The sequence below is a fragment of the Scandinavium sp. genome, from assembly GCF_051650185.1.
Taxonomy (GTDB): domain Bacteria; phylum Pseudomonadota; class Gammaproteobacteria; order Enterobacterales; family Enterobacteriaceae; genus Scandinavium.
In genome coordinates, this window is the sequence record NZ_JBOFIN010000091.1 from 1 (window position 1) to 23,894 (window position 23,894).

Consider the following 23,894-nt stretch of genomic DNA (forward strand, 5'->3'; position numbering starts at 1 on the left):
AATCAGAATCCGGTGCCTTACCGCTTGGCGATACCCCAACAATTTGTCTTGATTACCGAAAAATCGACAATCTTAATTTGGTGGCTACGACGGGATTCGAACCTGTGACCCCATCATTATGAGTGATGTGCTCTAACCAACTGAGCTACGTAGCCAGTACTGCAATCTTCGATGGCTGGGGTACCTGGATTCGAACCAGGGAATGCCGGTATCAAAAACCGGTGCCTTACCGCTTGGCGATACCCCAATGCCGCGGAGAACCGCTAATCGAAGAAAAATGGCTGGGGTACCTGGATTCGAACCAGGGAATGCCGGTATCAAAAACCGGTGCCTTACCGCTTGGCGATACCCCATCCGTGCAACGCTTACCTGGGAATGGTGCGGGAGGCGAGACTTGAACTCGCACACCTTGCGGCGCCAGAACCTAAATCTGGTGCGTCTACCAATTTCGCCACTCCCGCAAAAAGATGGTGGCTACGACGGGATTCGAACCTGTGACCCCATCATTATGAGTGATGTGCTCTAACCAACTGAGCTACGTAGCCATCTTTTTTTCGCGTTACCTTATCGGCGTTGCGGGGCGCATTATGCGTATTGAGCTTTGTAGCGTCAACACCTTTTTCAATGAAAATGCCCTGAATGTGACTGTTTGGTTAGGTTGCGAACAGCGTGACGGAATAATCGGCAAAAATGGATTATTTAGGCGAAATCTGACGCTTATAAAGAACAACGGATCCCTGAGGATCCGCTGAGCGTCATTGCAAAAACGGACCCCGAAGGGCCCGTTAAGATCATTTATAAGCAGACTGGTGAACACCCACTGCACGGCCTGACGGATCGTTCATGGTTTTGAACGCTTCATCCCACTCAATGGCTTTCGCAGAAGAGCAGGCGACAGACGGGCCACCCGGCACACATTCTGCTGCGCTTGGCAGCGGGAACAGCTCTTCAAAGATTTCACGGTACAGGTACGCTTCTTTGGACGATGGCGTGTTGTAAGGGAAACGGAAGCTTGCGGTTTCCAGCTGCTTATCGGAAATCTGCTTCGCCGCCACTTCTTTTAGCGTGTCAATCCAGCTGTAGCCCACGCCATCAGAGAACTGCTCTTTCTGGCGCCATGCAACGCTTGCTGGCAAATAGGATTCAAAGCATTCACGCAGAACGTGTTTTTCCATTTTGCCGTTGCCGCACATTTTATCCTGCGGATTGATGCGCATCGCCACATCCAGGAATTTCTTGTCGAGGAACGGGACGCGTGCTTCCACACCCCACGCAGACATGGCTTTGTTCGCTCGGGCACAGTCAAACATGTGCAGGGCCTGCAATTTACGCACGGTTTCTTCATGCAGCTCTTTCGCGTTCGGCGCTTTGTGGAAATAGAGATAACCGCCAAACACTTCGTCTGAACCTTCGCCAGAAAGCACCATTTTGATGCCCATCGCTTTGATTTTACGCGACATCAGATACATCGGCGTGGACGCACGAATGGTGGTCACGTCATAAGTTTCGATGTGGTAAATCACGTCACGAATGGCGTCGAGTCCTTCCTGCACGGTGAAGTGGATCTCGTGGTGCACAGTGCCAAGATGGTGAGCGACTTCCTGAGCCGCTTTCAGATCCGGAGAACCTTCCAGACCGACAGCGAAGGAGTGCAGCTGCGGCCACCAGGCTTCTGAACGTTCGTCATCTTCCACGCGACGAGCGGCGTATTTCTTGGTGATGGCAGAAATCACCGAGGAGTCCAGACCGCCGGAGAGCAGCACGCCATAAGGCACATCAGACATCAGGTGGCTTTTTACGGAATCTTCCAGCGCCTGACGCAGCTCGTTTTTATCGGTGACGTTGTCTTTCACCGCGTCATAATCGAACCAGTCACGCTGGTAATAAGGACGAATTTCACCGTCCTGGCTCCACAGATAGCTGCCTGCCGGGAATTCTTTGATGGTGCGGCAAACCGGCACCAGGGCTTTCATTTCAGAAGCCACATACAGGTTGCCGTGCTCATCGTGGCCCATGTACAGCGGGATGATCCCGATGTGATCGCGGCCAATCAGGTAAGCGTCTTTCTCGCTGTCATACAGCGCGAAGGCGAACATGCCTTGCAGATCGTCGAGGAATTCAGGGCCTTTTTCCTGATACAGCGCCAGAATAACTTCACAGTCAGAACCAGTCTGGAACTGATAGCGGTCACCGTATTCCGCGCGCAGCGCCTGATGGTTGTAGATTTCACCGTTGACGGCCAGCGCGTGGGTTTTCTTTTCGTTATACAGCGGCTGGGCACCCGCGTTGACGTCAACAATCGACAAACGTTCGTGAGCAAGGATGGCTTTATCGCTGGCATAAACACCAGACCAGTCCGGCCCGCGGTGGCGCATCAGACGGGAGAGCTCCAGCGCTTTTTTACGCAGCTCTACCGCGTCAGTTTTGATATCCAGTACACCGAAAATAGAACACATAGCGACTTCTCCGTTAACCCTGTTGCGTGATGTTGTGTCGTTGCATGCATTAAAAAATGCCGTAAAGCGGCCACCTAAGCAAGGGAATAAGCAGGGGAAACGAAAATAGTGCAATGAGGATTAGTGAATACTAAAAAAAGCGTATGCTTTGTACGATGCTATTGATGATTATTCAGTGAATGGCGGTTTTTATTAGATGGATGCGTGTTTTGAATGGGGCGAAAATAAAAAACCACGTCCCGGGACGTGGTTTCGTGTCAGATAACGTCGATTTCGGCGACTGAGGGGTAAATCCAGGACGGCCTGAACGGCATGTTATCGATGTCATCCATGGTTGAAACGCCGGACAGAACCAGAATCGTTTCAAGCCCAGCCTGGAAACCGGCCAGGATGTCGGTGCGAAGGTTATCGCCGACGATGACGGTTTGCTCAGAGTGCGCCTGCATTTTGTTGAGGGCGGCGCGAATAATCCATGGGCTTGGCTTGCCGACCACAAAGGGTTTGCGTCCGGAGATTTTCTCGATGCCTGCGCAGAGCGCGCCACACGCCGGATAGTAGCCACGCCCGTGGGTATCAGGGTTGGTCGCGATAAAACGCGCGCCATTAGCCACAAAGAAAGCGGCCTTATGCATCATTTCCCAATTAAAGGAACGGGTCTCGCCGACAATCACAAAATCCGGATTCACATCGGTGATGGTGAAGCCTGCTTTATACAGCTCGTGGATCAGCGCGCCTTCGCCGACCACATAGGCTTTTTTCCCTTCCTGGCGGCGAAGAAAATCGGCAGTCGCCATGGCAGAGGTGTAAAACACGCTGTCTGGCACGTCAATCCCGGCGGTAGCAAAGCGGTTTGCCAGATCCTGGCCCGTCTGCGAAGGATAGTTAGTCAGGCAGACAAACGGCATGTTCTTTTCCAGCACCCGCGCAACAAACTCTGCAGCACCGGGAACGGCCACGTTATCGTGCATCAGCACGCCGTCAATATCGCAAATGATGTTCTGAATGGTCATGGACTGTCCGGAGTCTTCTTCTGAGAAAGGCGTAATTATACACATTTCCCTCCCGGTCGCCTTAACACGGGAGGAAGAGGGGAGAGATTAGCCTTCGAGCAGGCGCTGGAGCAGCATCCCGTTCAGCATCGAGCGCTTCACCAGCGCAAAGGCGCCGATGGCGGAGCGGTGATCCAGTGCCGAACGCACAACGGGCAGATTATGACGGAATGCTTTCAACGCCTGAGTGTTGATGCAGCCTTCAATGGCGGGCAGCAGCACTTTCTCTGCCTCGGTGATTTCACCGGCGATGACGACTTTCTGCGGGTTAAACAGGTTAATGGCAATCGCAATGGTTTTGCCCAAATGACGGCCAACCTGCTCAATCACTTCGCTCGCCAGCGCATCCCCTTTATTGGCAGCTTTGCAGATAGATTTGATATTGCAGTCCTCCGCCGTGACTTTGCTTTGATAGCCTTTTTCTAACAGGTGGCGAACCCGTTGCTCGATGGCAGCATTAGCGGCAACGGTTTCCAGGCAGCCAAAGTTGCCGCAGTGACAGCGCTCGCCCAGCGGATCAACCTGAATATGGCCAATTTCACCCACATTCCCGTTGCGACCGATAAAGATACGACCGTTAGAGATAATCCCTGCGCCGGTACCGCGGTGGACTCGCACCAAAATTGAATCTTCGCAGTCCTGTGTCGCACCAAAGTAGTGCTCCGCCAGCGCCAGGCTGCGGATGTCGTGGCCGACAAAACAGGTCACTTTAAAGCGTTTCTCCAGCGCGCCTACCAGACCCCAGTTCTCAACCGGGATATGTGGCATATAGCGGATCACACCGCTTTCTGGATCGACAAGCCCGGGAAGGATCACCGAGATAGCAATCAGCTCGCGAATTTTACGCTGGCAGTGCTCTATAAAGGTGGCGATGGTGTTGAGCAGCTCGTGCTCAAGCGTTTCCTGCGTGCGCTGCGGCAGAGGATAGTGTTCTTCCGCGATGACTTTAGTGCTGAGATCGTACAGCGTCAGGGTGGTGTCGTGACGACCCAACCGCACGCCGATAGCGTGAAAATTGCGGGTTTCGGTGATGATAGAGATAGCGCGACGGCCTCCGGTGGAGGCCTGCTGATCGACTTCTTTGATCAGGCCGCGCTCAATCAACTGACGAGTAATTTTGGTGACACTGGCGGGCGCAAGCTGGCTCTGTTCAGCAATCTGAATGCGCGAGATTGGCCCATGCTGGTCAATCAGGCGGTAAACGGCCGCGCTGTTCAGCTGTTTAACGAGGTCAACATTACCTATTTGAGCTTGTCCGCCTGATGTCATACTTTCACTTACTCTGTAACGACCTCGTTACCATTAACGATAGTCTTGGTGATTTTATAATCGCGGGTAAACGCTGTCAGGTTTGCCACCATGCCTGGTGCAATGCTGCCCAGTTGCTTATCAACGCCGATAGCGCGAGCCGGGTAGAGCGTTGCCATACGCAGCGTCTCATCCAGCGCGATACCACAGTGTTCAACCAGGTTACGCACGCCTTCAATCATGGTCAGGGCAGAACCGCTCAGCGTGCCGTTTTCGTCTACGCACAGTCCATCACGGTAGTATATTGTTTTACCAGCAAAAATGAACTCTTCAATGTTTGCGCCAGCCGGTGCAGTTGCATCCGTAACCAGACAGAGCTTGTCGCCTTTCAGACGCTTAGCGTTACGCACGTTGGCAAAGTCCACATGCAGGCCATCCACGATGATGCCGCAATACACGTCGGCTTCATCGAAAATGGCGCCCGCCAGACCTGGTTCGCGGCCTGTGATATAGGGCATCGCGTTATAAAGGTGCGTTGCGAAAGTGATACCTGCGCGGAAGCCCACTTTGGCTTCTTTCAGGGTGGCATTAGAGTGACCCGCAGAGACCACAATGCCCGCGTCAACCAGGCGAGTAATCACGTCGGCTGGCACCATTTCTGGCGCCAGCGTGACTTTGGTGATCACGTCTGCGTTAGCACACAGGAAATCCACCAGCTCGTTATCTGGCTTGCGGACATAATCCGGATTGTGGGTGCCTTTCTTCACCAGATTCAGCCACGGGCCTTCAAGGTGCAGACCCAGCGCCTGATTTGGGTATTTGGCCAGGTATTCGCGCATCACGCGGATACCTTGTTTCATCAGATCGTCGCTGGAAGTAATCAGCGTTGGCAGATAGCTGGTGCAGCCTGATTTCTCGTTGGCTTTCTGCATAATTTCCAGCGTTTCAACGGTCACCGCATCCGGGCTGTCGTTGAACTGCACGCCGCCGCAGCCGTTAAGCTGGACGTCGATAAAACCGGGAGCGAGGATGGCGCCATTTAACGAGCGTTGCTCAATCCCGGACGGCAAATCGGCCTGTGGGCAGACACGTTCAATCAGACCATCGGCGATAATGACCGCATGGTCATCCAGAATTTCGTGGCCGGTAAAGATTCGGCCCTGAGTTAGTGCATACATTGACTACGACCCCCGGTTTTCAAAAATGCGACCGCCCCTGAAAACAGAGGCGGAAATTCAATTACAGACCTTTGATGTTTTCAGCTTCTAATTCGTTGAAGTACTTCAGCGTTTTCACTTTCAGCTCCATGGTGGACGGCTCGTCACACACCATGACCGCTTTCGGGTGCAGCTGCAGGCAGCTGATGGTCCACATGTGGTTAACGTTGCCTTCAACCGCAGCCTGCAGGGCCTGCGCTTTCTGGTGGCCCAGCACCAGAATCATCACTTCTTCAGCATCCAGCAGCGTACCCACGCCAACGGTCAGGGCGTATTTAGGTACCTGATTCACATCGCCATCAAAGAAACGGGAGTTTGCCACGCGAGTGTCATGGGTCAGGGTTTTAATACGAGTGCGGGAAGAGAGAGAAGAAGCCGGTTCGTTGAACGCGATGTGACCGTCGTTGCCTACGCCACCCATGAACAGGTTGATTTTGCCGTAGGAGCGGATTTTTTCTTCGTACTGACGGCATTCTGCGTCGATATCTGGCGCGTTGCCATCCAGCAGGTTAATGTTTTCTGCAGGAATATCAACGTGGTCGAAGAAGTTACGGTGCATGAAGCTGTGGTAGCTTTCCGGGTGCTCTTTTGCCAGACCAACGTATTCATCCATGTTGAAGGTCACAACATGCTTGAAGCTAACCTGGCCCGCTTTATGCATTTCAACCAGGGCTTTGTAGGCGGTGAGCGGAGTACCACCGGTTGGCAGACCCAGAACAAAAGGACGGTCCGCGGTCGGTTTAAAAGCGTTGATGCGGTTTACGATATGACGCGCGGCCCATTTACCTACCTGTTCAGCTGTCGCTAGGGGAATCAGTCTCATTGTTCACCTCAATAGTTTAATTTAGAAAAGCGTTAGCGGATTGGCACCGACTCTCTGTTAAGAGTAACCTGGTTTCGCCACAAGAGGCGGTAATCCGTCCTGATTTTTCGAATGATAAAATAAGTTTTCACTGTTAGCCAGTCGGAAGAGGGGGTGATGACGATATTTGGTGATAAAAATCACAAAAAAGGTGCGTTTAATTTGCGAGGCGAATTAATTTTCCACACACTCTGATAGCAGGTCGTACGTCGCTGCGTTGTTAAGAGTAGTCATACTATAAAAAACGGCTTTGACTAAGTCGGTTCGGGGTCTCATAGGGGGAAGAAAAGTGAGTGTTCTAGGTTATTTACAAAAAGTGGGTCGCGCACTAATGGTGCCGGTAGCCACGCTGCCAGCGGCAGCCATCCTGATGGGTGTCGGCTACTGGATTGACCCAGTCAGCTGGGGCGGTGATAACGCCTTAGCGGCACTGTTTATTAAATCCGGCTCGGCCATCATCGATCATATGTCAGTGCTGTTTGCGATTGGTGTGGCTTATGGTATGTCCAAAGATAAAGACGGCGCAGCTGCGCTGACGGGCTTTGTCGGTTTCCTCGTATTAACCACCCTGTGTTCACCTGCAGCGGTGTCAATGATCCAGAAGATTCCTTTGGATCAGGTTCCTGCGGCTTTCGGCAAAATCGAAAACCAGTTCGTGGGTATTCTCGTCGGTATTATCTCTGCGGAACTGTACAACCGCTTTAGCGGCGTTGAGCTGCCGAAAGCGCTGTCTTTCTTCAGCGGTCGCCGTCTGGTGCCGATCCTGACCTCCTTCCTGATGATCGCTGTGGCGTTCCTGCTGATGTACATCTGGCCGGTCATCTTCGGTGGCCTGGTGAGCTTCGGTGAGCACATTCAGAAACTCGGTTCTGCGGGCGCAGGTATCTATGCGTTCTTCAACCGTCTGCTGATCCCTGTCGGTCTGCACCACGCGCTGAACTCCGTATTCTGGTTCGACGTTGCCGGTATTAACGATATCCCTAACTTCCTCGGTGGCGCTCAGTCTATCGAAGCAGGTAAAGCGGTTGTCGGTATCACCGGTCGTTATCAGGCGGGCTTCTTCCCGATCATGATGTTCGGTCTGCCGGGTGCGGCGCTGGCTATCTACCACTGTGCACGTCCTGAGAACAAAGCCAAAGTGCTGGGTATCATGATGGCGGGTGCGTTTGCTGCCTTCTTCACCGGTATCACTGAACCGCTGGAATTCTCCTTCATGTTCGTGGCGCCAGTCCTGTACTTCATCCACGCTGTTCTGACCGGTATTTCCGTGTTCATCGCAGCAAGCATGCACTGGATTGCGGGCTTCGGCTTCAGCGCCGGTCTGGTGGATATGGTGCTGTCCTCGCGTAACCCGCTGGCGACTCACTGGTGGATGCTGATCCCTCAGGGTCTGGTGTTCTTCGCGCTCTACTACGTGGTGTTCCGCTTCACTATCACCAAATTCAACCTGATGACTCCAGGTCGTGAACTGGCGGTAGCTGGTAGCGAAGAAGATGGTCAGGACACGAATGTGAGCACTGACAAAGAGCAGGACGCTTCCGCGCTGGCTCGTCAGTACATCGCTGCGGTTGGCGGTTCTGACAACCTGACAGGCATCGATGCTTGCATCACTCGTCTGCGTCTGAGCGTGAAAGACTCTTCTCTGGTCAATGAAGCGCTGGCTAAACGTCTGGGTGCATCAGGTGTTATCCGCCTGAACAAAACCAGCGTGCAGATCATCGTTGGCTTCGTGGCCGAGAAAATTGCGAACGCCATGAAAACCACCGGTCACGTTGCAGCAGCAGAAGCAGCGCCAGTGGCAGCGGCTCCGGCAGCGGCAAAACCGCAGGCCGTTCCAAATGCGACAGCCACTATCGCCGCACTGGTTTCCCCGGTAACGGGTGAAGTGGTGGCGCTGGAGCAGGTGCCTGACGAAGCGTTTGCCAGCAAAGCGGTAGGCGACGGTGTCGCAGTGAAACCAACTGAAAAAACAGTTGTGTCTCCGGCGGCCGGTACCATCGTTAAAATTTTCAACACCAACCACGCGTTCTGCCTGGAAACCGAAAAAGGCGCGGAAATCGTTGTCCACATGGGTATCGATACCGTTGCGCTGAACGGTCAGGGCTTTACTCGCCTGGTGGAAGAAGGGGCCGAAGTTGTGGCAGGTCAGCCAATCCTCGAAATGGATCTGGATTTCCTGAACGCGAATGCACGCTCCATGATTAGCCCGGTAGTTTGCAGCAATATCGACGATTTCAGCGGTCTGGTTATCAAGGCCCAGGGTCACGTCGTTGCAGGCGAAACCGCGCTGTATGAGATTAAAGGCAAATAATCGTTCCTGAGTAAACCTTATGTGCCTTAGCGGCGGGGGAATTCCTCCGCCGCTTTTTTATCCGGCTTTTGCGATATCTGCAAACGCGAAAAGAGACCAGAAACTGTCGATCTCGGTTTTAAGCCAGTCGCGAAAATAGGCGACGCGTGGCAGGCTTTCTTTCCCTGGTGCCGTTTCCAGCCAGTAACCATTCTGACTCTGCAATTCAGTCGTTGAGACCAACATCAGCAGTCCCGCATTCAGCTCATTACGGATCATCATCTTGTCGAGCACAGCAAAACCCGCCCCGGTGACACAGGCATTGATCACCTGATCCTCAGTACTGAATTCCAGGCCACCTTCCTCTAAACGAACCTGCTGTCCAGAGGCTTCCAGCCAGCGTTCCCAGTTATCTAACCGAACGTCGCCATTCAGGATATGCAACTGAGGGTGAAGACTAAGCGGCGGGAAAACACCTTCAATCATCAGCAAGGGGCTGGCAACCAGCACCAGCCGTTCGTGGCAAAGCCACTCGCCATGCTGTTGTGCCTGAGAGGGCGTGCCAAAGCGTACCGCGCAGTCAAAATCGCAATATTTTTGCCGGGCTTCGCTGACCAGCGCTATCTGCAACTGGCTGTTTTTTTGACGTAATGCGACCAGCCTGGGGGCTAACCAGCGCGTGGCGAAAGTAGGAGCGACCTGCAAACGCAAATGCTGCAAAGGGTTACGCAGCTGAACCTGGCTGATGCCGCCCTCCAGCATATCCAGCGACTGCCGTACAACCGGCAGCAACAGCGCCGCGTCCTGCGTCAGCTCCAGCCCGCTGTGAGCGCGAACAAACAGCAATTTGCCTAAAAACTCTTCTAACTGCTTTATCTGCCGGCTGGCGGCACTTTGCGTAATGCACAGCGCCTGAGCGGCTTTGCTGAGGCTCAGGGTCCGGCAGGTCTCTTCAAAGACGCGCAGGGTACTAAGCGAGGGCAGCTTTCTCACGATGATGAGCCTTAAAGGTGATCTTGATGTTAATTGATTGTTATCAGATAGCAGTCTTTCTACCTGCGAGGGTATGACTATTTCTCAGAAAGAGGAGGGCGATCACATGCATTTTACTCATAGGGGTATGCACAGAACGCGCTCGCCAGCTGATGCGTTTGTTGTCATGTTGTTAACCGAAATGAAACATAAAAATTACGCTATCCCTACAAACACAGCGCCTGATGGAGGACGAGTCAATGCAACAACTGACACAACAAGCTGTGCGGATGGATGATGTCCCGTTAAATCGGTTCCATCTTAAAATTGCGGGCCTGACCTTTGGCGCGCATTTCACCGACGGTTACGTGCTGGGAGTTATTGGATTTGCGATCTCACAAATCCGGCCTCAGATGGCGCTGACGCCGTTTCAGGAAGGCATGCTCGGCAGTTCTGCGCTGCTGGGGCTGTTTCTCGGCAGCCTGCTTTTAGGCTGGATCTCCGACTACATCGGTCGGCAAAAAATCTTCTGTTTCAGCTTCGTGGTGATAACCCTGGCTTCCGCTGCGCAGTTTTTTGCCACCACACCGGAGCAGTTATTCTGGCTTCGTGTTCTGGTGGGCTTTGGCCTCGGCGGGGATTTCGCCGTGGGGCATACGATGCTGGCTGAGTTCTCACCACGTAAACATCGCGGGGTGTTACTCGGCTCGTTCAGCGTTATCTGGACGGTGGGCTATGTCGCCGCAGGATTTGCCGGGCACTTTATGACCGCACTTGGCCCGGAGGCCTGGCGCTGGCTGCTCTCTTCTTCCGCTGTGCCTGCTTTCATTATTCTGTTGATGCGCATTGGCACGCCGGAGTCGCCGCGCTGGCTGATGGGAAAAGGGCGGCGCGCGCAGGCACTGGATATTGTCCATCGCCATTTAGGCCCGCATGTCCTGCTGATTGATGAGGCTCCCGTGGCTTCGCGCCAGCGTTTCTTCTCCCTGTTTGGTCCGAAATATCGCCGTCGCACTGCCTTTAACAGCCTGTTCTTTGTCTGTCTGGTGATCCCTTATTTCGCGATCTACACCTTCCTGCCGTCGATCCTGAACGTGATGGGGCTTGATCAAAGCTTCGGCACCGATTTGCTGCTCAATGGGCTGCTGATCATCGGCGCACTGCTGGGGATCGTGTTGACGCAGATCTGCTCGCGTCGGGGTTTCCTGATTGGCGCTTTCGTCTTCCTCGCCGCCTGTCTGGCTTTAATGAGTTTGCTCCCGGGAAGTTTCCACATCGGCCTGATCGCCCTGTTCGCCGCCTTCACGTTGATGATGTCGGCGGTCAGCAATCTGGTTGGCGTATTCCCGGCGGAGAGCTTCCCGACTGAAGTTCGCTCTATGGGGGTTGGTTTTGCGACCTCAATGAGCCGTCTTGGCTCGGCTATCGGTACAGCAATGCTTCCGCTCTCTATCGTTCATTTTGGGATGCCAGTCACTACCGGCATTCTCGCGCTGATTCTGGTGGTTGGCGCCATTGTTTCTCTCGCATGGGCACCGGAAACCAAAGGTCTCACTTTGGTCGATGCCGCCCATGACCCGCATCAACGTCCTGAAACGCATGCCGTGGTTTCGGCTGAATAACATCATCTGAGGAGTCTCACGTGGAAATGTATATCGGTGAAGGTTTTGAAGGGAATGGCGTCAACGCCTCGCACATTAACATCATGATTGGGCCGCGTAACGGCGTCGTCGGACAGGCATTCTCTTCAAGTCTCGCCTCCCCAAGCCAGGGCCACTGCCCGTTTATGGTGGTGATCAAACCAAATATCCCGGCAAAACCGATGACGCTGTATGTCAACAAAGCCGAGATTGGCAGCGAAACCCACGCCAACGCCACTTGGGGCGCGTCACAGGCGGCTATCGCGAAAGCGGTTACCGAAGCGCTGCTGGAAGGCGTGTTGCCAGCGGAAGCGGAAAACGAGTGGTGCATTGTCACGGCCAACTGGGTTAACCCTGGCTGCAACGATCTCGATGAGGTTTATCGCAATAACTACAACGCCTGTCGCAATGCGATTCAGGCGGCGATGAAAGGGCTTCCGCAGCGTAGCGAAATCGCCGATGCCGTGACCCAACCGTCAAACCCGTTCTATACCCCAAAGGCCTGAGGAACTGAGCATGCAATACATTCATCTGGGAAAAAGCGGCCTGAAAGTCTCCCGTCTGTGTCTGGGGACGATGAACATGGGCAGTAAGCAGTGGAAGCCGTGGATTTTTGATGAGGCACAGAGCGAGCCGCTGATCCGCCACGCGCTGGAAAAGGGCGTTAACTTTATCGATCTCGCAGATTTTTACTCCAGTGGAGCAGGTGAAGAAGTGGTGGGGCGCGTTGTTTCGCGCATTGCAAAGCGTGATGAGCTGGTGCTGACGACCAAAGTGGGCTATCCACTTGGCGGCGGTGCCAACAATCAGGGGCATTCACGCAAGCACATTATGGAAAGCATCGACGCCAGTTTGCGCCGCCTTGGCACTGACTATGTTGATATCTACATGCTGCATTATTTCGACGTTAATACGCCGGTAGAAGAAACCTGGGCGGCGATGGATGAGATCGTGCGTTCAGGCAAAGCCCGCTATGTCGGCGTGTCGACGATGTACACCTGGCAACTGGCGAAAATTCTCTGGTGCTGTGAACGCAACGGTTATGTCAAACCGATCAATATGCAGCTTCAGCTCAACTGCGCCTACCGCGAAGAAGAGCGCGAAATGATCCCGTTCTGTCAGGATCAGGGACTGGGGGTTTCCGTTTTCAGCCCGCTGGCGCGTGGCTTACTGAGCTGCGATTTCGAGTCAGTGCGTAACAAAACGGATTTCTTCACCCAGGAGATGTACGCCGATGCTGTGTCATTAGAAGTGGCGAAGTCAGTCAGCCGTGTCGCCGCGCTGCGTGGCGTGACGCCGGCGCAGGTGGCTCAGTCGTGGGTACTGAGTCACCCAGGTGTTGACTGCATGCTGGTGGGGGCGGATTCGGTCACTCAAATCGACTGTGCGATAGCCGCGATGGAAACCACGTTGAGCGCTGACGAACGCTTTGAACTGGAGCGTAACTACACCCCTTGCGACGTCATCAACGACTACACCGCAGGGAAACGCATTGCCCGTGACTCACGCCCGGCGCAGGGTGTCTTTATCGACGAATTCAGTACAAGGAAAATCGCATGAGCCGTTATGACAACTTAGTGCGCACCGGCTGGTATTGTGGCGGTGAATGGCGAAGTGCCAGTGAACATTATCCGGTTATCAACCCGGCAATCGAAGAGACTGTTGCACAGGTGGCGATGGCAGGCAGAAGTGAAACGCTGCAAGCCATTGATTCAGCGTCAAAGGCTCTGGCGGGATGGAAAGCGCAAACGGCAGGAGCCCGATCCAAAATTCTTCAGCGCTGGTATCAGTTGATTATGGAAAATCAGCAGAGTCTGGCAGAGCTGGTGGTGGCAGAGCAGGGGAAAGTGCTGGCCGAAGCGCTGGGTGAAGTCGCCTACGCAGCAAGCTTTATTGAGTGGTTTGCCGAAGAGGGCAAACGCGCTTATGGCAAAACAATCCCGGAAAGTAAAAACGGTAACCGTATTATCACCTTTAAAGAGCCTGTTGGGGTGGTGGCGGCTATCACACCGTGGAATTTCCCGCTGGCGATGCTGACACGTAAACTTGGCCCGGCGCTTGCGGCGGGCTGTACGGCGGTGATTAAGCCCGCCAACGAAACACCGCTTTCAGCTTTTGCGTTACTGGCGCTGGCAGAGCAGGCTGGTGTGCCTGCGGGCGTGCTGAATGCCGTGACCGGTGATACAAAAGCAATTGGTGAAACGCTGATGTCCAGTCCAGCGGTGCGCAAAATATCGTTCACTGGGTCAACAGCGACAGGTAAATTGTTAATGCGCCAGGCGGCAGACAACGTGAAAAAGCTGTCGCTCGAACTGGGAGGCAATGCGCCGTTTATCGTTTTTGATGATGCGGATATCGAAGCTGCGGTAGCAGGCGCGATGGCAGCGAAATTTCGCAACAGCGGGCAAACCTGTGTCTGCGTAAACCGCTTCTATATCCAGAACGGGGTTTATGACCGTTTCGTCAAGCGTTTGACGGAAGAGGCGAGTGCTCTGCGTGTTGCGCCAGGTATGACCGAAGGCGCGCAACAAGGGCCGCTTATCCATCAGCAAGCCGTTGTGAAAGTGGATTCTCACGTACGTGACGCGCTGAGCAGAGGCGCAAGGCTGATGTGCGGCGGTGAGCGTCACGCGCTGGGCAAAAGTTTTTATCAGCCGACGGTACTGGCAGAGGTCACCGAATCCATGCTGATTGCCCGTGAAGAGACGTTTGGCCCGGTCGCCGCGTGCTTCCGTTTCGAAAGCGAAGAGGAGGTCATCGAGCGAGCAAATACCACGCCGTTCGGCCTGGCCGCTTATCTTTATACCCGCGATTTGGCCCGTGCTTTCCGCGCAACACGCGCTCTTGAAAGCGGAATGGTGGGCGTTAATGAAGGGATTATTTCGACAGAAGTGGCCCCGTTTGGCGGCGTGAAAGAATCTGGTCTTGGACGGGAAGGCGCGGATGTTGGGCTGGAAGAGTATCTCGAAACGAAATATATGAACCTGGGGCAGATTGGCTAACGTTCCCGCCGCTTCCTTTCGGCACCCAGCGCCGGAAGGAAGCACCTCCTCACCGTTTTCCGCACATCAGGGCTATAAATCGCCAGTTTTCTGCAACAAACAGTTGTCACACCTCCCGGCTTATAAGACCATATGCCGTTATATGTTGTTTACGCCTTGAGGAACCCGCGATGAGTGAGGCAGAAGCCCGCCCGACTAACTTTATTCGCCAGATTATCGATGAAGATCTGGCTAGTGGTAAGCACACGACCGTTCATACCCGTTTTCCGCCAGAGCCGAACGGGTATCTGCATATCGGTCACGCAAAATCTATCTGCCTGAACTTCGGCATCGCTCAGGATTATCAAGGGCAATGCAACCTGCGTTTCGATGACACCAACCCGGTGAAAGAAGATATCGAATACGTTGAGTCCATCAAGAACGACGTCGAGTGGTTAGGTTTCCACTGGTCTGGCAATATTCGCTACTCTTCTGACTACTTCGATACGCTGCACCAGTATGCGGTCGAACTGATCACCAAAGGTCTGGCGTATGTCGATGAGCTGTCCGCTGACGAAATCCGCGAGTACCGCGGCACCCTGACTGCACCGGGCAAAAACAGCCCGTACCGCGATCGCAGCGTGGAAGAGAACCTGGCGCTGTTCGAGAAAATGCGTGCTGGCGGCTTCGAAGAAGGCAAAGCGTGTTTGCGCGCCAAAATCGACATGGCTTCTTCTTTTGTCGTGATGCGCGATCCTGTGCTGTATCGCATTAAATTTGCCGATCACCACCAGACCGGCAGCAAGTGGTGCATCTACCCGATGTACGACTTCACCCACTGCATCAGCGATGCGCTGGAAGGCATTACGCATTCCCTGTGTACGCTGGAATTCCAGGACAACCGTCGCCTGTACGACTGGGTACTGGACAACATCTCCATTCCGGTGCACCCGCGTCAGTACGAGTTCTCTCGTCTGAATCTGGAATACACCGTGATGTCCAAGCGTAAGCTGAACCTGCTGGTGACCGACAAGCACGTAGAAGGCTGGGACGATCCGCGTATGCCGACCATCTCTGGCCTGCGTCGCCGTGGCTACACTGCTGCTGCCATCCGTGAATTCTGTAAGCGCATTGGTGTGACCAAACAGGACAACACCATTGAGATCGCTTCTCTGGAATCCTGCATCCGTGAAGATCTGAACGAGAACGCCCCGCGCGCGATGGCCGTTATCGATCCGGTTAAACTGGTTATCGAAAACTACCCTCAGGGTGAGAGCGAGATGGTGGCGATGCCAAACCATCCGAGCAAACCTGAAATGGGCAGCCGCGAAGTGCCGTTCAGCGGTGAGATTTGGATCGATCGCGCAGACTTCCGCGAAGAAGCCAACAAGCAATACAAGCGTCTGGTGATGGGCAAAGAAGTTCGTCTTCGTAACGCCTATGTGGTGAAAGCTGAACGCGTTGAGAAAGATGCTGAAGGGAATATCACGACTATCTTCTGTACTTATGATGCAGAGACCCTGAGCAAAGATCCGGCTGACGGCCGTAAAGTAAAAGGCGTGATTCACTGGGTGAGTGCACAGCATGCGCTGCCGGTAGAAATTCGCCTGTACGATCGCCTGTTCAGCGTGCCAAATCCTGGTGCCGCGGATGACTTCCTGTCTGTAATCAACCAGGAATCTCTGGTTATCAAACAGGGTTACGCTGAGCCGTCGCTGAAAGCAGCAGAAGCCAGCAAAGCTTTCCAGTTCGAGCGTGAAGGTTACTTCTGCCTCGACAGCCGCTACAGCACTGCTGATAAACTGGTCTTCAACCGCACCGTCGGTTTGCGTGATACCTGGGCGAAAGCGGGCGAATAATCCGCTGAGTCAAACAAAGAGCGTCGCCTTGTGCGGCGCTTTTTTATGACATTTTCGTGATGCGAAATAATATCATTTAGCGTTATGAAACACTGACAAGTGCCTGTTACATTTTTCCGCCAGAAATCTCACCTGTTCGCTGAAATAAGCTGTTTCTTTGCGGCTTCTCACGTTTTCTTCTGAAATCCTTCTTTGTAACAAAACGCAATCAAATATGTGCGCGCTGTCATACTCTTGCGTATTCGTGCGGAAAAAGGATTGATAATTCGCGTCGCGAAAAATAGTCTAGGAGACGTAGCTTTAGGAGAATTCTTCCCGCTACTTTTTTTGCAGTGCTTATTTTTTATCGCTTTCTCGCCTTTGCGGGAGCGTTTTTAAAAGTCAAAGAGGATAGACACATGCGTACGTTCAGTGGCAAACGTAGTACGCTGGCGCTGGCTATTGCCGGGGTCACCGCAATGTCGGGCTGGATTGCAGTTCCGCAAGCCAGCGCAGCAGGCTTTATCGACGATTCAACCTTAACCGGCGGCATCTATTACTGGCAGCGTGAGCGTGACCGTAAAGACGTGACCGACGGCGACAAATACAAAACCAACCTTTCTCACTCCACCTGGAACGCCAACCTCGACTTCCAGTCTGGCTATGCTGCCGATTTTATCGGTCTTGATATTGCCGCTTTCACCGCTATTGAAATGGCGGAATCTGCAGAAAGTGGTCACCCGAACGAAATCGCGTTCTCTTCCATCAATAAGGCTTACGACGAAGATTACTCTGGTGATAAGAGCGGGATCAGCCTGTATAAAGCGGCAGCTAAATTTAAACTTGGTCCAGCCTGGGCGCGCGCGGGTTACATCCAGCCAACAGGTCAGACGCTGTTAGCCCCACACTGGAGCTTCATGCCGGGTACTTACCAGGGGGCTGAAGCCGGGGCAAACTTTGACTACGGCGATGCGGGCGCTCTGAGCTTCTCGTACATGTGGACCAACGAGTACAAGGCGCCGTGGCACCTTGAGACCGACAATTTCTATCAGAACGACAAGAAAACCAAAGTCGATTATCTGCACTCCATCGGTGCGAAATATGACTTTAAAAATGACCTCGTGCTGGAAGCCGCTTTCGGTCAGGCAGAAGGCTTTATGGATCAGTACTTCGCCAAAGCCAGCTACAAATTTGATGTAGCAGGTACGCCGCTGTCTACCAGCTACCAGTTCTATGGCGCTCGTGACACCGTGAAGAGCAGCACCGTCAACGATATTTATGACGGCACGGCATGGTTGCAGGCTTTGACCTTCGGCTACAAAGTGGCTGACGTCGTTGACCTGCGTCTGGAAGGGACCTGGGTTAAGGCGGAAGGGCAGCAGGGTTACTTCCTGCAGCGTATGACGCCAACTTACGCTTCTTCCAACGGTCGTCTGGATATCTGGTGGGATAACCGTTCAGACTTCAACGCCAACGGCGAAAAAGCCGTATTCTTGGGCGCGATGTATGACCTGAAAAACTGGGATCTGCCAGGCTGGGCTGTGGGCGCGTCCTATGTCTACGCGTGGGATGCTAAACCGTCCGACTGGTTTATCAACAGCGCCGGTCAGCGCGAAGACATGGCTTCCAACAAAATCAAAGAGTCCTCTTACAGCCTTGATGCGATGTATACCGTTCAGGAAGGCCGTGCGAAGGGCACCTTGTTCAAGCTGCACTTCACTCAGTATGACAACCACTCAGACATCCCAAGCTGGGGCGGTGGTTACGGCAACATGTTCCAGGATGAGCGCGACGTGAAGTTCATCGTGATTGCACCGTTTACCATCTTCTGATCCGTCACGCGGCAGGCGTAACGTTTGCCGCGTAACCTGAGGCCCTACTATGAAAAAATTGATTCTCATCGCTGTCATGGCATCCGGGCTGGTGGCTTGTGCGCAACCGCCTGCACCGAAAGAAGACAGTAAACTGAAGGACGCTTATAGCGCTTGTATCAATACGGCGGAAGGCAACCCGGATAAAATCAAGGCCTGCCAGAGCGTACTGGATGTTCTGAGACAGGAAAAAGAGCATAAGCAGTTTGCCGATCAGGAAACGGTGCGCACGCTGGATTATCAGCAGTGTATTCAGGCCACACGAACCGGCAACGATCAGGCCGTGAAAGCGCGTTGCGACAAGATCTGGCAGGAAATTCGCAGCAACAATACGACCACCAGGCCGTAATCTCTGTTTTATAACTCTGTTATCGCCAAACAGAAGTATCGCCAATAAAAAAGCCAACCGCGAGGTTGGCTTTTATCGTTCTGGGGCTAAGAATTATTTCTCAGCCGCATCGTGTGCGTGTTCATCTTCACGGCAGTCGCCTTCTGCGCAGTGGCCGTAAAGGTACAAGCTGTGGTTGGTCAGACGAATGCCGTGTTTCGTGGCGATTTCGCGCTGACGCGCTTCAATGGAATCATCACTGAATTCAATTACCTTGCCGCAATCGAGGCAAATCAGGTGATCGTGATGATGCTGTTGTGTCAGTTCGAAAACAGATTTACCGCCTTCGAAATTGTGGCGGGTGACAATGCCGGCGTCGTCGAACTGGTTCAGAACGCGATAAACCGTTGCCAGACCAATCTCTTCGCCCATATCGATAAGGCGTTTATAAAGGTCTTCCGCACTGACATGGTGATTGTCCGGCTCCTGAAGCACTTCCAGAATTTTTAAACGAGGAAGCGTGACTTTCAGGCCGGCCTTCTTCAATGCGGTATTGTTGTCAGTCATGCGGAATCAGTCCTGTTGCTATACGATACACTTCCTTATCAGGAAGCATTACTAAGAATGAATTCAGGATAATGCGTCTCATTATAGAACTGCCGTACCTAAATGAAAACCGCAATCCCTGAGCAAAGTAGGCTTTTCAAAAAACGAGGCGTCCGGCAAAGCGAAACCTCAGACCTCGTCGAAACAGTGGACATTGTACAGACATGCGCTCAAAAGTTAAAAATTTGTAGCGATTAATTTGATTGCTTTTAGCTATTAATGTAACACAACCTATCGCTAATACGGCGCAACGCAGGCGCTGCGCCGTCACCCAATCAGGCGTTTTTAATCTCTTCGAGGTGCAGTTCTTCCGAAATCTGCTTAACCCATTTCTGAACGCGCTCAGCGGTCAGTTCTGGTTGGCGGTCTTCGTCAATCGCCAGGCCGACGAAGTGATCGTCATCTGCCAGGCCTTTAGAGGCTTCAAAATGATAGCCCGCTGTTGGCCAGTGCCCGACGATAGTTGCGCCGCGTGGTTCAATGATGTCCCGGATTGTGCCCAGTGCATCACAGAAATATTCTGCGTAATCTTCCTGGTCACCGCAGCCAAACAGGGCGACCAGCTTGCCGTTGAAGTCTACCTCTTCAAGCGTAGGGAAGAAGTCGTCCCAGTCACACTGCGCTTCACCGTAATACCAGGTTGGGATACCCAGCAGCAGAATATCGAACCCTTCGAGATCTTCTTTACTGCTCTTGGCAATGTCATGCACTTCAGCAACGTCTTTCCCAAGCTGCTTCTGAATCATCTTCGCGATATTTTCGGTATTGCCGGTGTCGCTGCCGAAGAAAATGCCTGTAATTGCCATGAGTAAAATAACCTCTTGAAACGTATTGAAATGATGGTGGAATGTTGCCCACAGATAAAGGCAATGATAGCAGGAGGTGAAGTGCGCGGAAACAGCAAACGCGCTGGACTGCACTCTCTGCTACATGAAAGTGACGTTTTGCTGGATTTTCAGACAAGTTCCTGGCGATGGAGATCGGCCAGTTGTTGCATCAACATCTCTTCGATGAGTTCGCTACGGCTCATGTTTCTGGCGTCAGCCAGTTCATTCAGCGCATCAACGGCGTCGTTATTGAGCTTCAGCTCAACTCGCTTGAGACCTTTACTCTTGTCACGTTTAAGCTGGTTACGTTTATTAATGCGTAACTGTTCGTCGCGTGAGAGCGGATTGGTTTTCGGCCTTCCCGGGCGACGCTCATTTGCGAACAAATCTAATGTCGTTCGGTCCGTTTGTTCTTTTGCCATGATTCAGAGTGACTTCGGGGAAACAAGCCGCCGGACGACAGGCCCGGCGCAGATAGCGCGCAATCATACATCAGCGAACCCCACACGCCAACGCCGTGAGCCACATTGGCGTGCGGTCGCTCGCATTTTAATCATTCAGCCAGATAACGGCGAATGGCGCGGAGCACGGCTTCGGGTTTTTCGGCATGCACCCAGTGTCCTGCGCCAGCAATAATGTGGGCTCGAGCTTGCGGAAACTGAGAGAGCAAATCATCACGATACTCTGGGGTGACGTACGGTGAGTTTCCGCCGGGAATGAACAGGGCAGGGTGATCCCACGCGGGAATCGGCTGCCAGCCAACAATGTTGGAATACTGATCCCACAGCACTGGCACGTTAAAGCGCCACGTGCCATCGACAAACGACTTCAGCAGAAACTGAATGACGCCTTCTTCATCAAGATGTTCCCGCATCACTTCGGCGGCTTTTTGACGTGTTGCCACGCCCGCTTCAGTCACAGCGTTGATGGCCGCAAAAATCTCATCGTGACGACGCACGTGATAATCCACCGGCGCGATGTCGATAGCGACCAGCTTATCCACGCGATTTGGGGCTAACGCCGTGAAGGCCATCACCGCTTTTCCGCCCATTGAATGACCAATCAATGTGGCCCTTTCAATGTTATGGGCATCAAGAGTATCTAAAAGATCCTGAGCCATCGCGGAGTAAGTCATTTCCGATGAACGTTCGGACAGGCCGTGGTTACGCATATCGACTTGCAGGATGTCATGGTCGCTTACAAGGTCGCGGGCGAGGACCCCTAAGTTATCCAGACTACCAAAAAGGCCGTGGACCAGGACGATGGGAGAATTATTGTGCAGGTTTTGTGCAGTTTGCGCTCGGGTATGTAAATTCATGGCAAAGTTCTTTTTTTCGCTTCGTCGGGTTAGGGTATCATGTTGAACATTCTGCCGCCCGGCTGCAACTCTCAGTGGTTGTCTGAGTTTTTGCCGACACGCTATCCGCTGTTGGGGTTTGACTTTATAATCCCAACGACTTGTATTCAGAAAAGATATCTCACTGGATTAAGATGAAAACGATCGAAGTTGATGACGAACTCTATGCCTTTATCGCCAGCCACACCAGGCACATCGGCGAGAGCGCATCCGACATTTTGCGGCGCATGCTGAAATTTTCCGCCGCCTCGCAACCCGCAGCAACCGTGGTCAAAGACACGCCGCTTCAGCCTGCTGCACCGGTCGTCGCAGCCGTAAAAAAAGTCTCCTCGCCGAAAGATAATGTTCGCGCCGTGCGTGAACTGCTGCTTTCCGACGAGTACGCCGAGCAGAAAAAAGCGGTTAACCGCTTCATGCTGGTGCTGACTACACTTTACTCCTTAGACAGCAAAGCATTTGTTGATGCCACCGAGTCACTCCATGGTCGTACGCGTGTTTACTTCGCCGCTGATGAAGCGACGCTGCTGAAAAACGGCACGCACACCAAGCCGAAGCAAGTGCCTCAGACGCCGTACTGGGTCATTACCAATACCAATACTGGCCGTAAATGCAGCATGGTTGAGCACATCATGCAGTCAATGCAGTTCCCTGCGGAATTGATTGAAAAGGTTTGCGGCACAATTTAACCCTTGCATAAGAAGGACCAGGCAATGGCAACTCATAACCGTGCGGGTCAGCCTGCACAACAGAGTGATTTGATTAACGTCGCCCAGTTGACGTCTCAGTATTATGTGCTGAAGCCGGAAGCAGGCAACGCAGAACACGCAGTGAAATTCGGCACGTCCGGACACCGCGGGAGCGCAGCTCGCCATAGCTTTAACGAACCGCATATTCTGGCGATTGCCCAGGCGATTGCGGAAGAGCGTGCGAAAAATGGCATCACCGGGCCATGCTACGTGGGTAAGGATACTCACGCCTTGTCAGAGCCGGCGATCATTTCCGTACTGGAAGTCCTGGCCGCGAACGGCGTGGACGTGATTGTGCAGGAAAATAACGGGTACACCCCAACGCCTGCCATCTCGAATGCCATCCTGGTTCATAACAAAAAAGGTGGCCCACAGGCCGATGGGATCGTGATTACTCCGTCCCATAACCCGCCGGATGATGGTGGGATCAAATACAATCCACCGAATGGCGGCCCGGCTGATACCAACGTCACCAAAGTGGTGGAAGACCGTGCAAACGCGCTGATGGCAGATGGCCTGAAGGGCGTGAAACGTCTGTCACTGGATGCAGCGTATGCGTCTGGCCATATTAAAGAACAAGATCTGGTGCAGCCGTTCATTGAAGGCCTGGCCGATATTGTCGATATCAAAGCGATTCAGAAAGCGGGCCTGAAGCTGGGCGTTGATCCGCTGGGCGGTTCCGGGATCGAATACTGGAAACGCATTGCTGAATACTACAAGCTCGATCTGACCATTGTGAACGATCATGTCGATCAGACTTTCCGCTTTATGCACCTTGATAAAGACGGCGCGATCCGTATGGACTGCTCCTCTGAGTGTGCGATGGCCGGTCTGTTGGCGCTGCGCGATAAGTTTGATCTGGCTTTTGCTAACGACCCGGACTATGACCGTCACGGCATCGTCACGCCTGCTGGCCTGATGAACCCGAACCATTATCTGGCCGTTGCCATTAACTACCTGTTCCAGCATCGCCCACAGTGGGGCAAAGATGTGGCTGTCGGTAAAACCCTGGTCTCTTCAGCAATGATTGACCGCGTGGTGAACGACCTGGGCCGTAAACTGGTGGAAGTGCCGGTAGGCTTTAAATGGTTTGTAGACGGCTTGTTCGACGGCAGCTTCGGCTTTGGCGGTGAAGAGAGTGCGGGCGCATCATTCCTGCGCTTCGACGGCACGCCATGGTCTACCGATAAAGACGGCATCATCATGTGCCTGCTGGCCGCAGAAATTACCGCAGTCACGGGCAAAAACCCGCAGCAGCATTACGACGAGCTGGCAGCACGCTTTGGCGCGCCAAGCTACAACCGTTTGCAAGCGTCTGCGACTTCGGCACAGAAAGCGGCACTGTCTAAGCTTTCCCCAGAAATGGTGAGCGCTAACACGCTGGCGGGTGACCCAATCACCGCACGTTTGACGGCTGCACCGGGTAACGGCGCATCCATCGGCGGTCTGAAAGTGATGACCGAAAACGGCTGGTTCGCGGCCCGTCCATCGGGCACCGAAGACGCCTACAAAATTTACTGCGAAAGCTTCCTCGGCGCGGAACACCGTAAGCTGATTGAGAAAGAAGCGGTAGAGATTGTCAGCGAAGTGCTGAAAAACGCCTAAG

The 23,894-nt window shown here is 53.3% G+C and carries 20 protein-coding genes and 5 tRNA genes; 10 read left to right on the forward strand and 15 right to left on the reverse strand.

Translation table 11 applies throughout. The annotated features are described in order from the left end of the window. Nucleotides 1-78: 78 nt before the first annotated feature. The 10 genes from ACRCWW_RS11410 to nagB form a co-directional block, all read right to left on the reverse strand. A tRNA-Met gene (locus tag ACRCWW_RS11410) sits at nucleotides 79-155 on the reverse strand. 17 nt (nucleotides 156-172) lie between these two features. Continuing rightward, nucleotides 173-247, reverse strand: a tRNA-Gln gene (locus ACRCWW_RS11415). Nucleotides 248-278: 31 nt separating this feature from the next. Next, nucleotides 279-353 (reverse strand) — tRNA-Gln (locus ACRCWW_RS11420). Nucleotides 354-376: 23 nt separating this feature from the next. Continuing rightward, nucleotides 377-461: transfer RNA gene (locus tag ACRCWW_RS11425), tRNA-Leu, on the reverse strand. 7 nt (nucleotides 462-468) lie between these two features. Beyond that, nucleotides 469-545: transfer RNA gene (locus tag ACRCWW_RS11430), tRNA-Met, on the reverse strand. Nucleotides 546-791: 246 nt separating this feature from the next. Further along, entirely contained in the window at nucleotides 792-2,456 is a 1,665-nt protein-coding gene (asnB, locus tag ACRCWW_RS11435) for an asparagine synthase B (protein ID WP_438682524.1), read from the reverse strand. A 257-nt stretch (nucleotides 2,457-2,713) separates the two neighbouring features. Continuing rightward, nucleotides 2,714-3,466 carry an HAD-IIA family hydrolase gene (locus ACRCWW_RS11440; protein ID WP_438682560.1) on the reverse strand — a complete coding sequence of 251 codons (753 nt, stop codon included), beginning with the start codon at nucleotides 3,464-3,466 and terminating at the stop codon, nucleotides 2,714-2,716. 87 nt (nucleotides 3,467-3,553) lie between these two features. Beyond that, the gene (gene nagC, locus ACRCWW_RS11445; RefSeq protein ID WP_438682525.1) at nucleotides 3,554-4,774 is read right to left on the reverse strand and encodes a DNA-binding transcriptional regulator NagC; all 1,221 of its coding nucleotides are present in this window, start codon (nucleotides 4,772-4,774) and stop codon (nucleotides 3,554-3,556) included. 8 nt (nucleotides 4,775-4,782) lie between these two features. Continuing rightward, nucleotides 4,783-5,931, reverse strand: a complete 1,149-nt coding sequence (gene nagA, locus ACRCWW_RS11450) for an N-acetylglucosamine-6-phosphate deacetylase (RefSeq protein WP_438682526.1) — start codon at nucleotides 5,929-5,931, stop codon at nucleotides 4,783-4,785. A 61-nt stretch (nucleotides 5,932-5,992) separates the two neighbouring features. Continuing rightward, a complete protein-coding gene (nagB, locus tag ACRCWW_RS11455; protein ID WP_330984467.1) occupies nucleotides 5,993-6,793 on the reverse strand; it encodes a glucosamine-6-phosphate deaminase in 801 nt (266 codons plus the stop codon). Between the two features lie 328 nt (nucleotides 6,794-7,121). Between nagB and nagE the strand changes: the two genes are divergently transcribed. Continuing rightward, nucleotides 7,122-9,143: an N-acetylglucosamine-specific PTS transporter subunit IIBC gene (nagE, locus tag ACRCWW_RS11460; protein ID WP_438682527.1), complete on the forward strand. Its 2,022-nt coding sequence runs from the start codon at nucleotides 7,122-7,124 to the stop codon at nucleotides 9,141-9,143. A 57-nt stretch (nucleotides 9,144-9,200) separates the two neighbouring features. On the opposite strand, the gene ACRCWW_RS11465 is transcribed toward nagE, so the two are convergent. Next, nucleotides 9,201-10,115, reverse strand: coding sequence for a LysR substrate-binding domain-containing protein (locus ACRCWW_RS11465; protein ID WP_438682528.1), 915 nt, complete (start codon nucleotides 10,113-10,115; stop codon nucleotides 9,201-9,203). A 239-nt stretch (nucleotides 10,116-10,354) separates the two neighbouring features. Between ACRCWW_RS11465 and ACRCWW_RS11470 the strand changes: the two genes are divergently transcribed. The 7 genes from ACRCWW_RS11470 (at nucleotide 10,355) to chiQ (ending at nucleotide 18,773) form a co-directional block, all read left to right on the forward strand. After that, the gene (locus tag ACRCWW_RS11470; protein WP_438682529.1) at nucleotides 10,355-11,716 is read left to right on the forward strand and encodes an MFS transporter; all 1,362 of its coding nucleotides are present in this window, start codon (nucleotides 10,355-10,357) and stop codon (nucleotides 11,714-11,716) included. A gap of 20 nt (nucleotides 11,717-11,736) precedes the next feature. Continuing rightward, on the forward strand, nucleotides 11,737-12,240 hold the full coding sequence (fae, locus tag ACRCWW_RS11475; RefSeq protein ID WP_404659223.1) for a formaldehyde-activating enzyme: 504 nt from the start codon (nucleotides 11,737-11,739) through the stop codon (nucleotides 12,238-12,240). A gap of 10 nt (nucleotides 12,241-12,250) precedes the next feature. Further along, nucleotides 12,251-13,294 (forward strand): aldo/keto reductase, encoded by a 1,044-nt coding sequence (locus ACRCWW_RS11480; RefSeq protein WP_438682530.1) that lies wholly within the window; start codon nucleotides 12,251-12,253, stop codon nucleotides 13,292-13,294. Next, nucleotides 13,291-14,736 (forward strand): NAD-dependent succinate-semialdehyde dehydrogenase, encoded by a 1,446-nt coding sequence (locus ACRCWW_RS11485; RefSeq protein WP_438682531.1) that lies wholly within the window; start codon nucleotides 13,291-13,293, stop codon nucleotides 14,734-14,736. Before ACRCWW_RS11480 ends, ACRCWW_RS11485 begins: the two co-directional genes overlap by 4 nt. Nucleotides 14,737-14,906: 170 nt before the next feature. Next, on the forward strand, nucleotides 14,907-16,574 hold the full coding sequence (gene glnS / locus ACRCWW_RS11490; RefSeq protein ID WP_438682532.1) for a glutamine--tRNA ligase: 1,668 nt from the start codon (nucleotides 14,907-14,909) through the stop codon (nucleotides 16,572-16,574). A 398-nt stretch (nucleotides 16,575-16,972) separates the two neighbouring features. After that, entirely contained in the window at nucleotides 16,973-18,385 is a 1,413-nt protein-coding gene (gene chiP, locus ACRCWW_RS11495; RefSeq protein ID WP_438682533.1) for a chitoporin ChiP, read from the forward strand. 49 nt (nucleotides 18,386-18,434) lie between these two features. Further along, nucleotides 18,435-18,773 (forward strand): ChiQ/YbfN family lipoprotein, encoded by a 339-nt coding sequence (gene chiQ, locus ACRCWW_RS11500; RefSeq protein ID WP_438682534.1) that lies wholly within the window; start codon nucleotides 18,435-18,437, stop codon nucleotides 18,771-18,773. 93 nt (nucleotides 18,774-18,866) lie between these two features. On the opposite strand, the gene fur is transcribed toward chiQ, so the two are convergent. From fur to ybfF, 4 genes are all read right to left on the reverse strand, one after another. After that, nucleotides 18,867-19,319, reverse strand: coding sequence for a ferric iron uptake transcriptional regulator (gene fur, locus ACRCWW_RS11505; RefSeq protein ID WP_404659217.1), 453 nt, complete (start codon nucleotides 19,317-19,319; stop codon nucleotides 18,867-18,869). A gap of 314 nt (nucleotides 19,320-19,633) precedes the next feature. Then, the gene (gene fldA, locus ACRCWW_RS11510; protein ID WP_176504346.1) at nucleotides 19,634-20,164 is read right to left on the reverse strand and encodes a flavodoxin FldA; all 531 of its coding nucleotides are present in this window, start codon (nucleotides 20,162-20,164) and stop codon (nucleotides 19,634-19,636) included. A gap of 149 nt (nucleotides 20,165-20,313) precedes the next feature. Continuing rightward, complete coding sequence (ybfE, locus tag ACRCWW_RS11515; protein WP_404659216.1) at nucleotides 20,314-20,607, reverse strand: LexA regulated protein; 294 nt, start codon at nucleotides 20,605-20,607, stop codon at nucleotides 20,314-20,316. A gap of 131 nt (nucleotides 20,608-20,738) precedes the next feature. Further along, nucleotides 20,739-21,503, reverse strand: coding sequence for an esterase (gene ybfF, locus ACRCWW_RS11520; protein WP_438682535.1), 765 nt, complete (start codon nucleotides 21,501-21,503; stop codon nucleotides 20,739-20,741). A 173-nt stretch (nucleotides 21,504-21,676) separates the two neighbouring features. Here ybfF and seqA point away from each other — a divergent pair, with 173 nt between their 5' ends. Both seqA and pgm read left to right on the forward strand, forming a co-directional pair. Next, entirely contained in the window at nucleotides 21,677-22,228 is a 552-nt protein-coding gene (seqA, locus tag ACRCWW_RS11525) for a replication initiation negative regulator SeqA (protein ID WP_438682536.1), read from the forward strand. 24 nt (nucleotides 22,229-22,252) lie between these two features. Further along, on the forward strand, nucleotides 22,253-23,893 hold the full coding sequence (gene pgm, locus ACRCWW_RS11530) for a phosphoglucomutase (alpha-D-glucose-1,6-bisphosphate-dependent) (RefSeq protein ID WP_438682537.1): 1,641 nt from the start codon (nucleotides 22,253-22,255) through the stop codon (nucleotides 23,891-23,893). The last annotated feature ends 1 nt before the right edge of the window (nucleotide 23,894 follow it).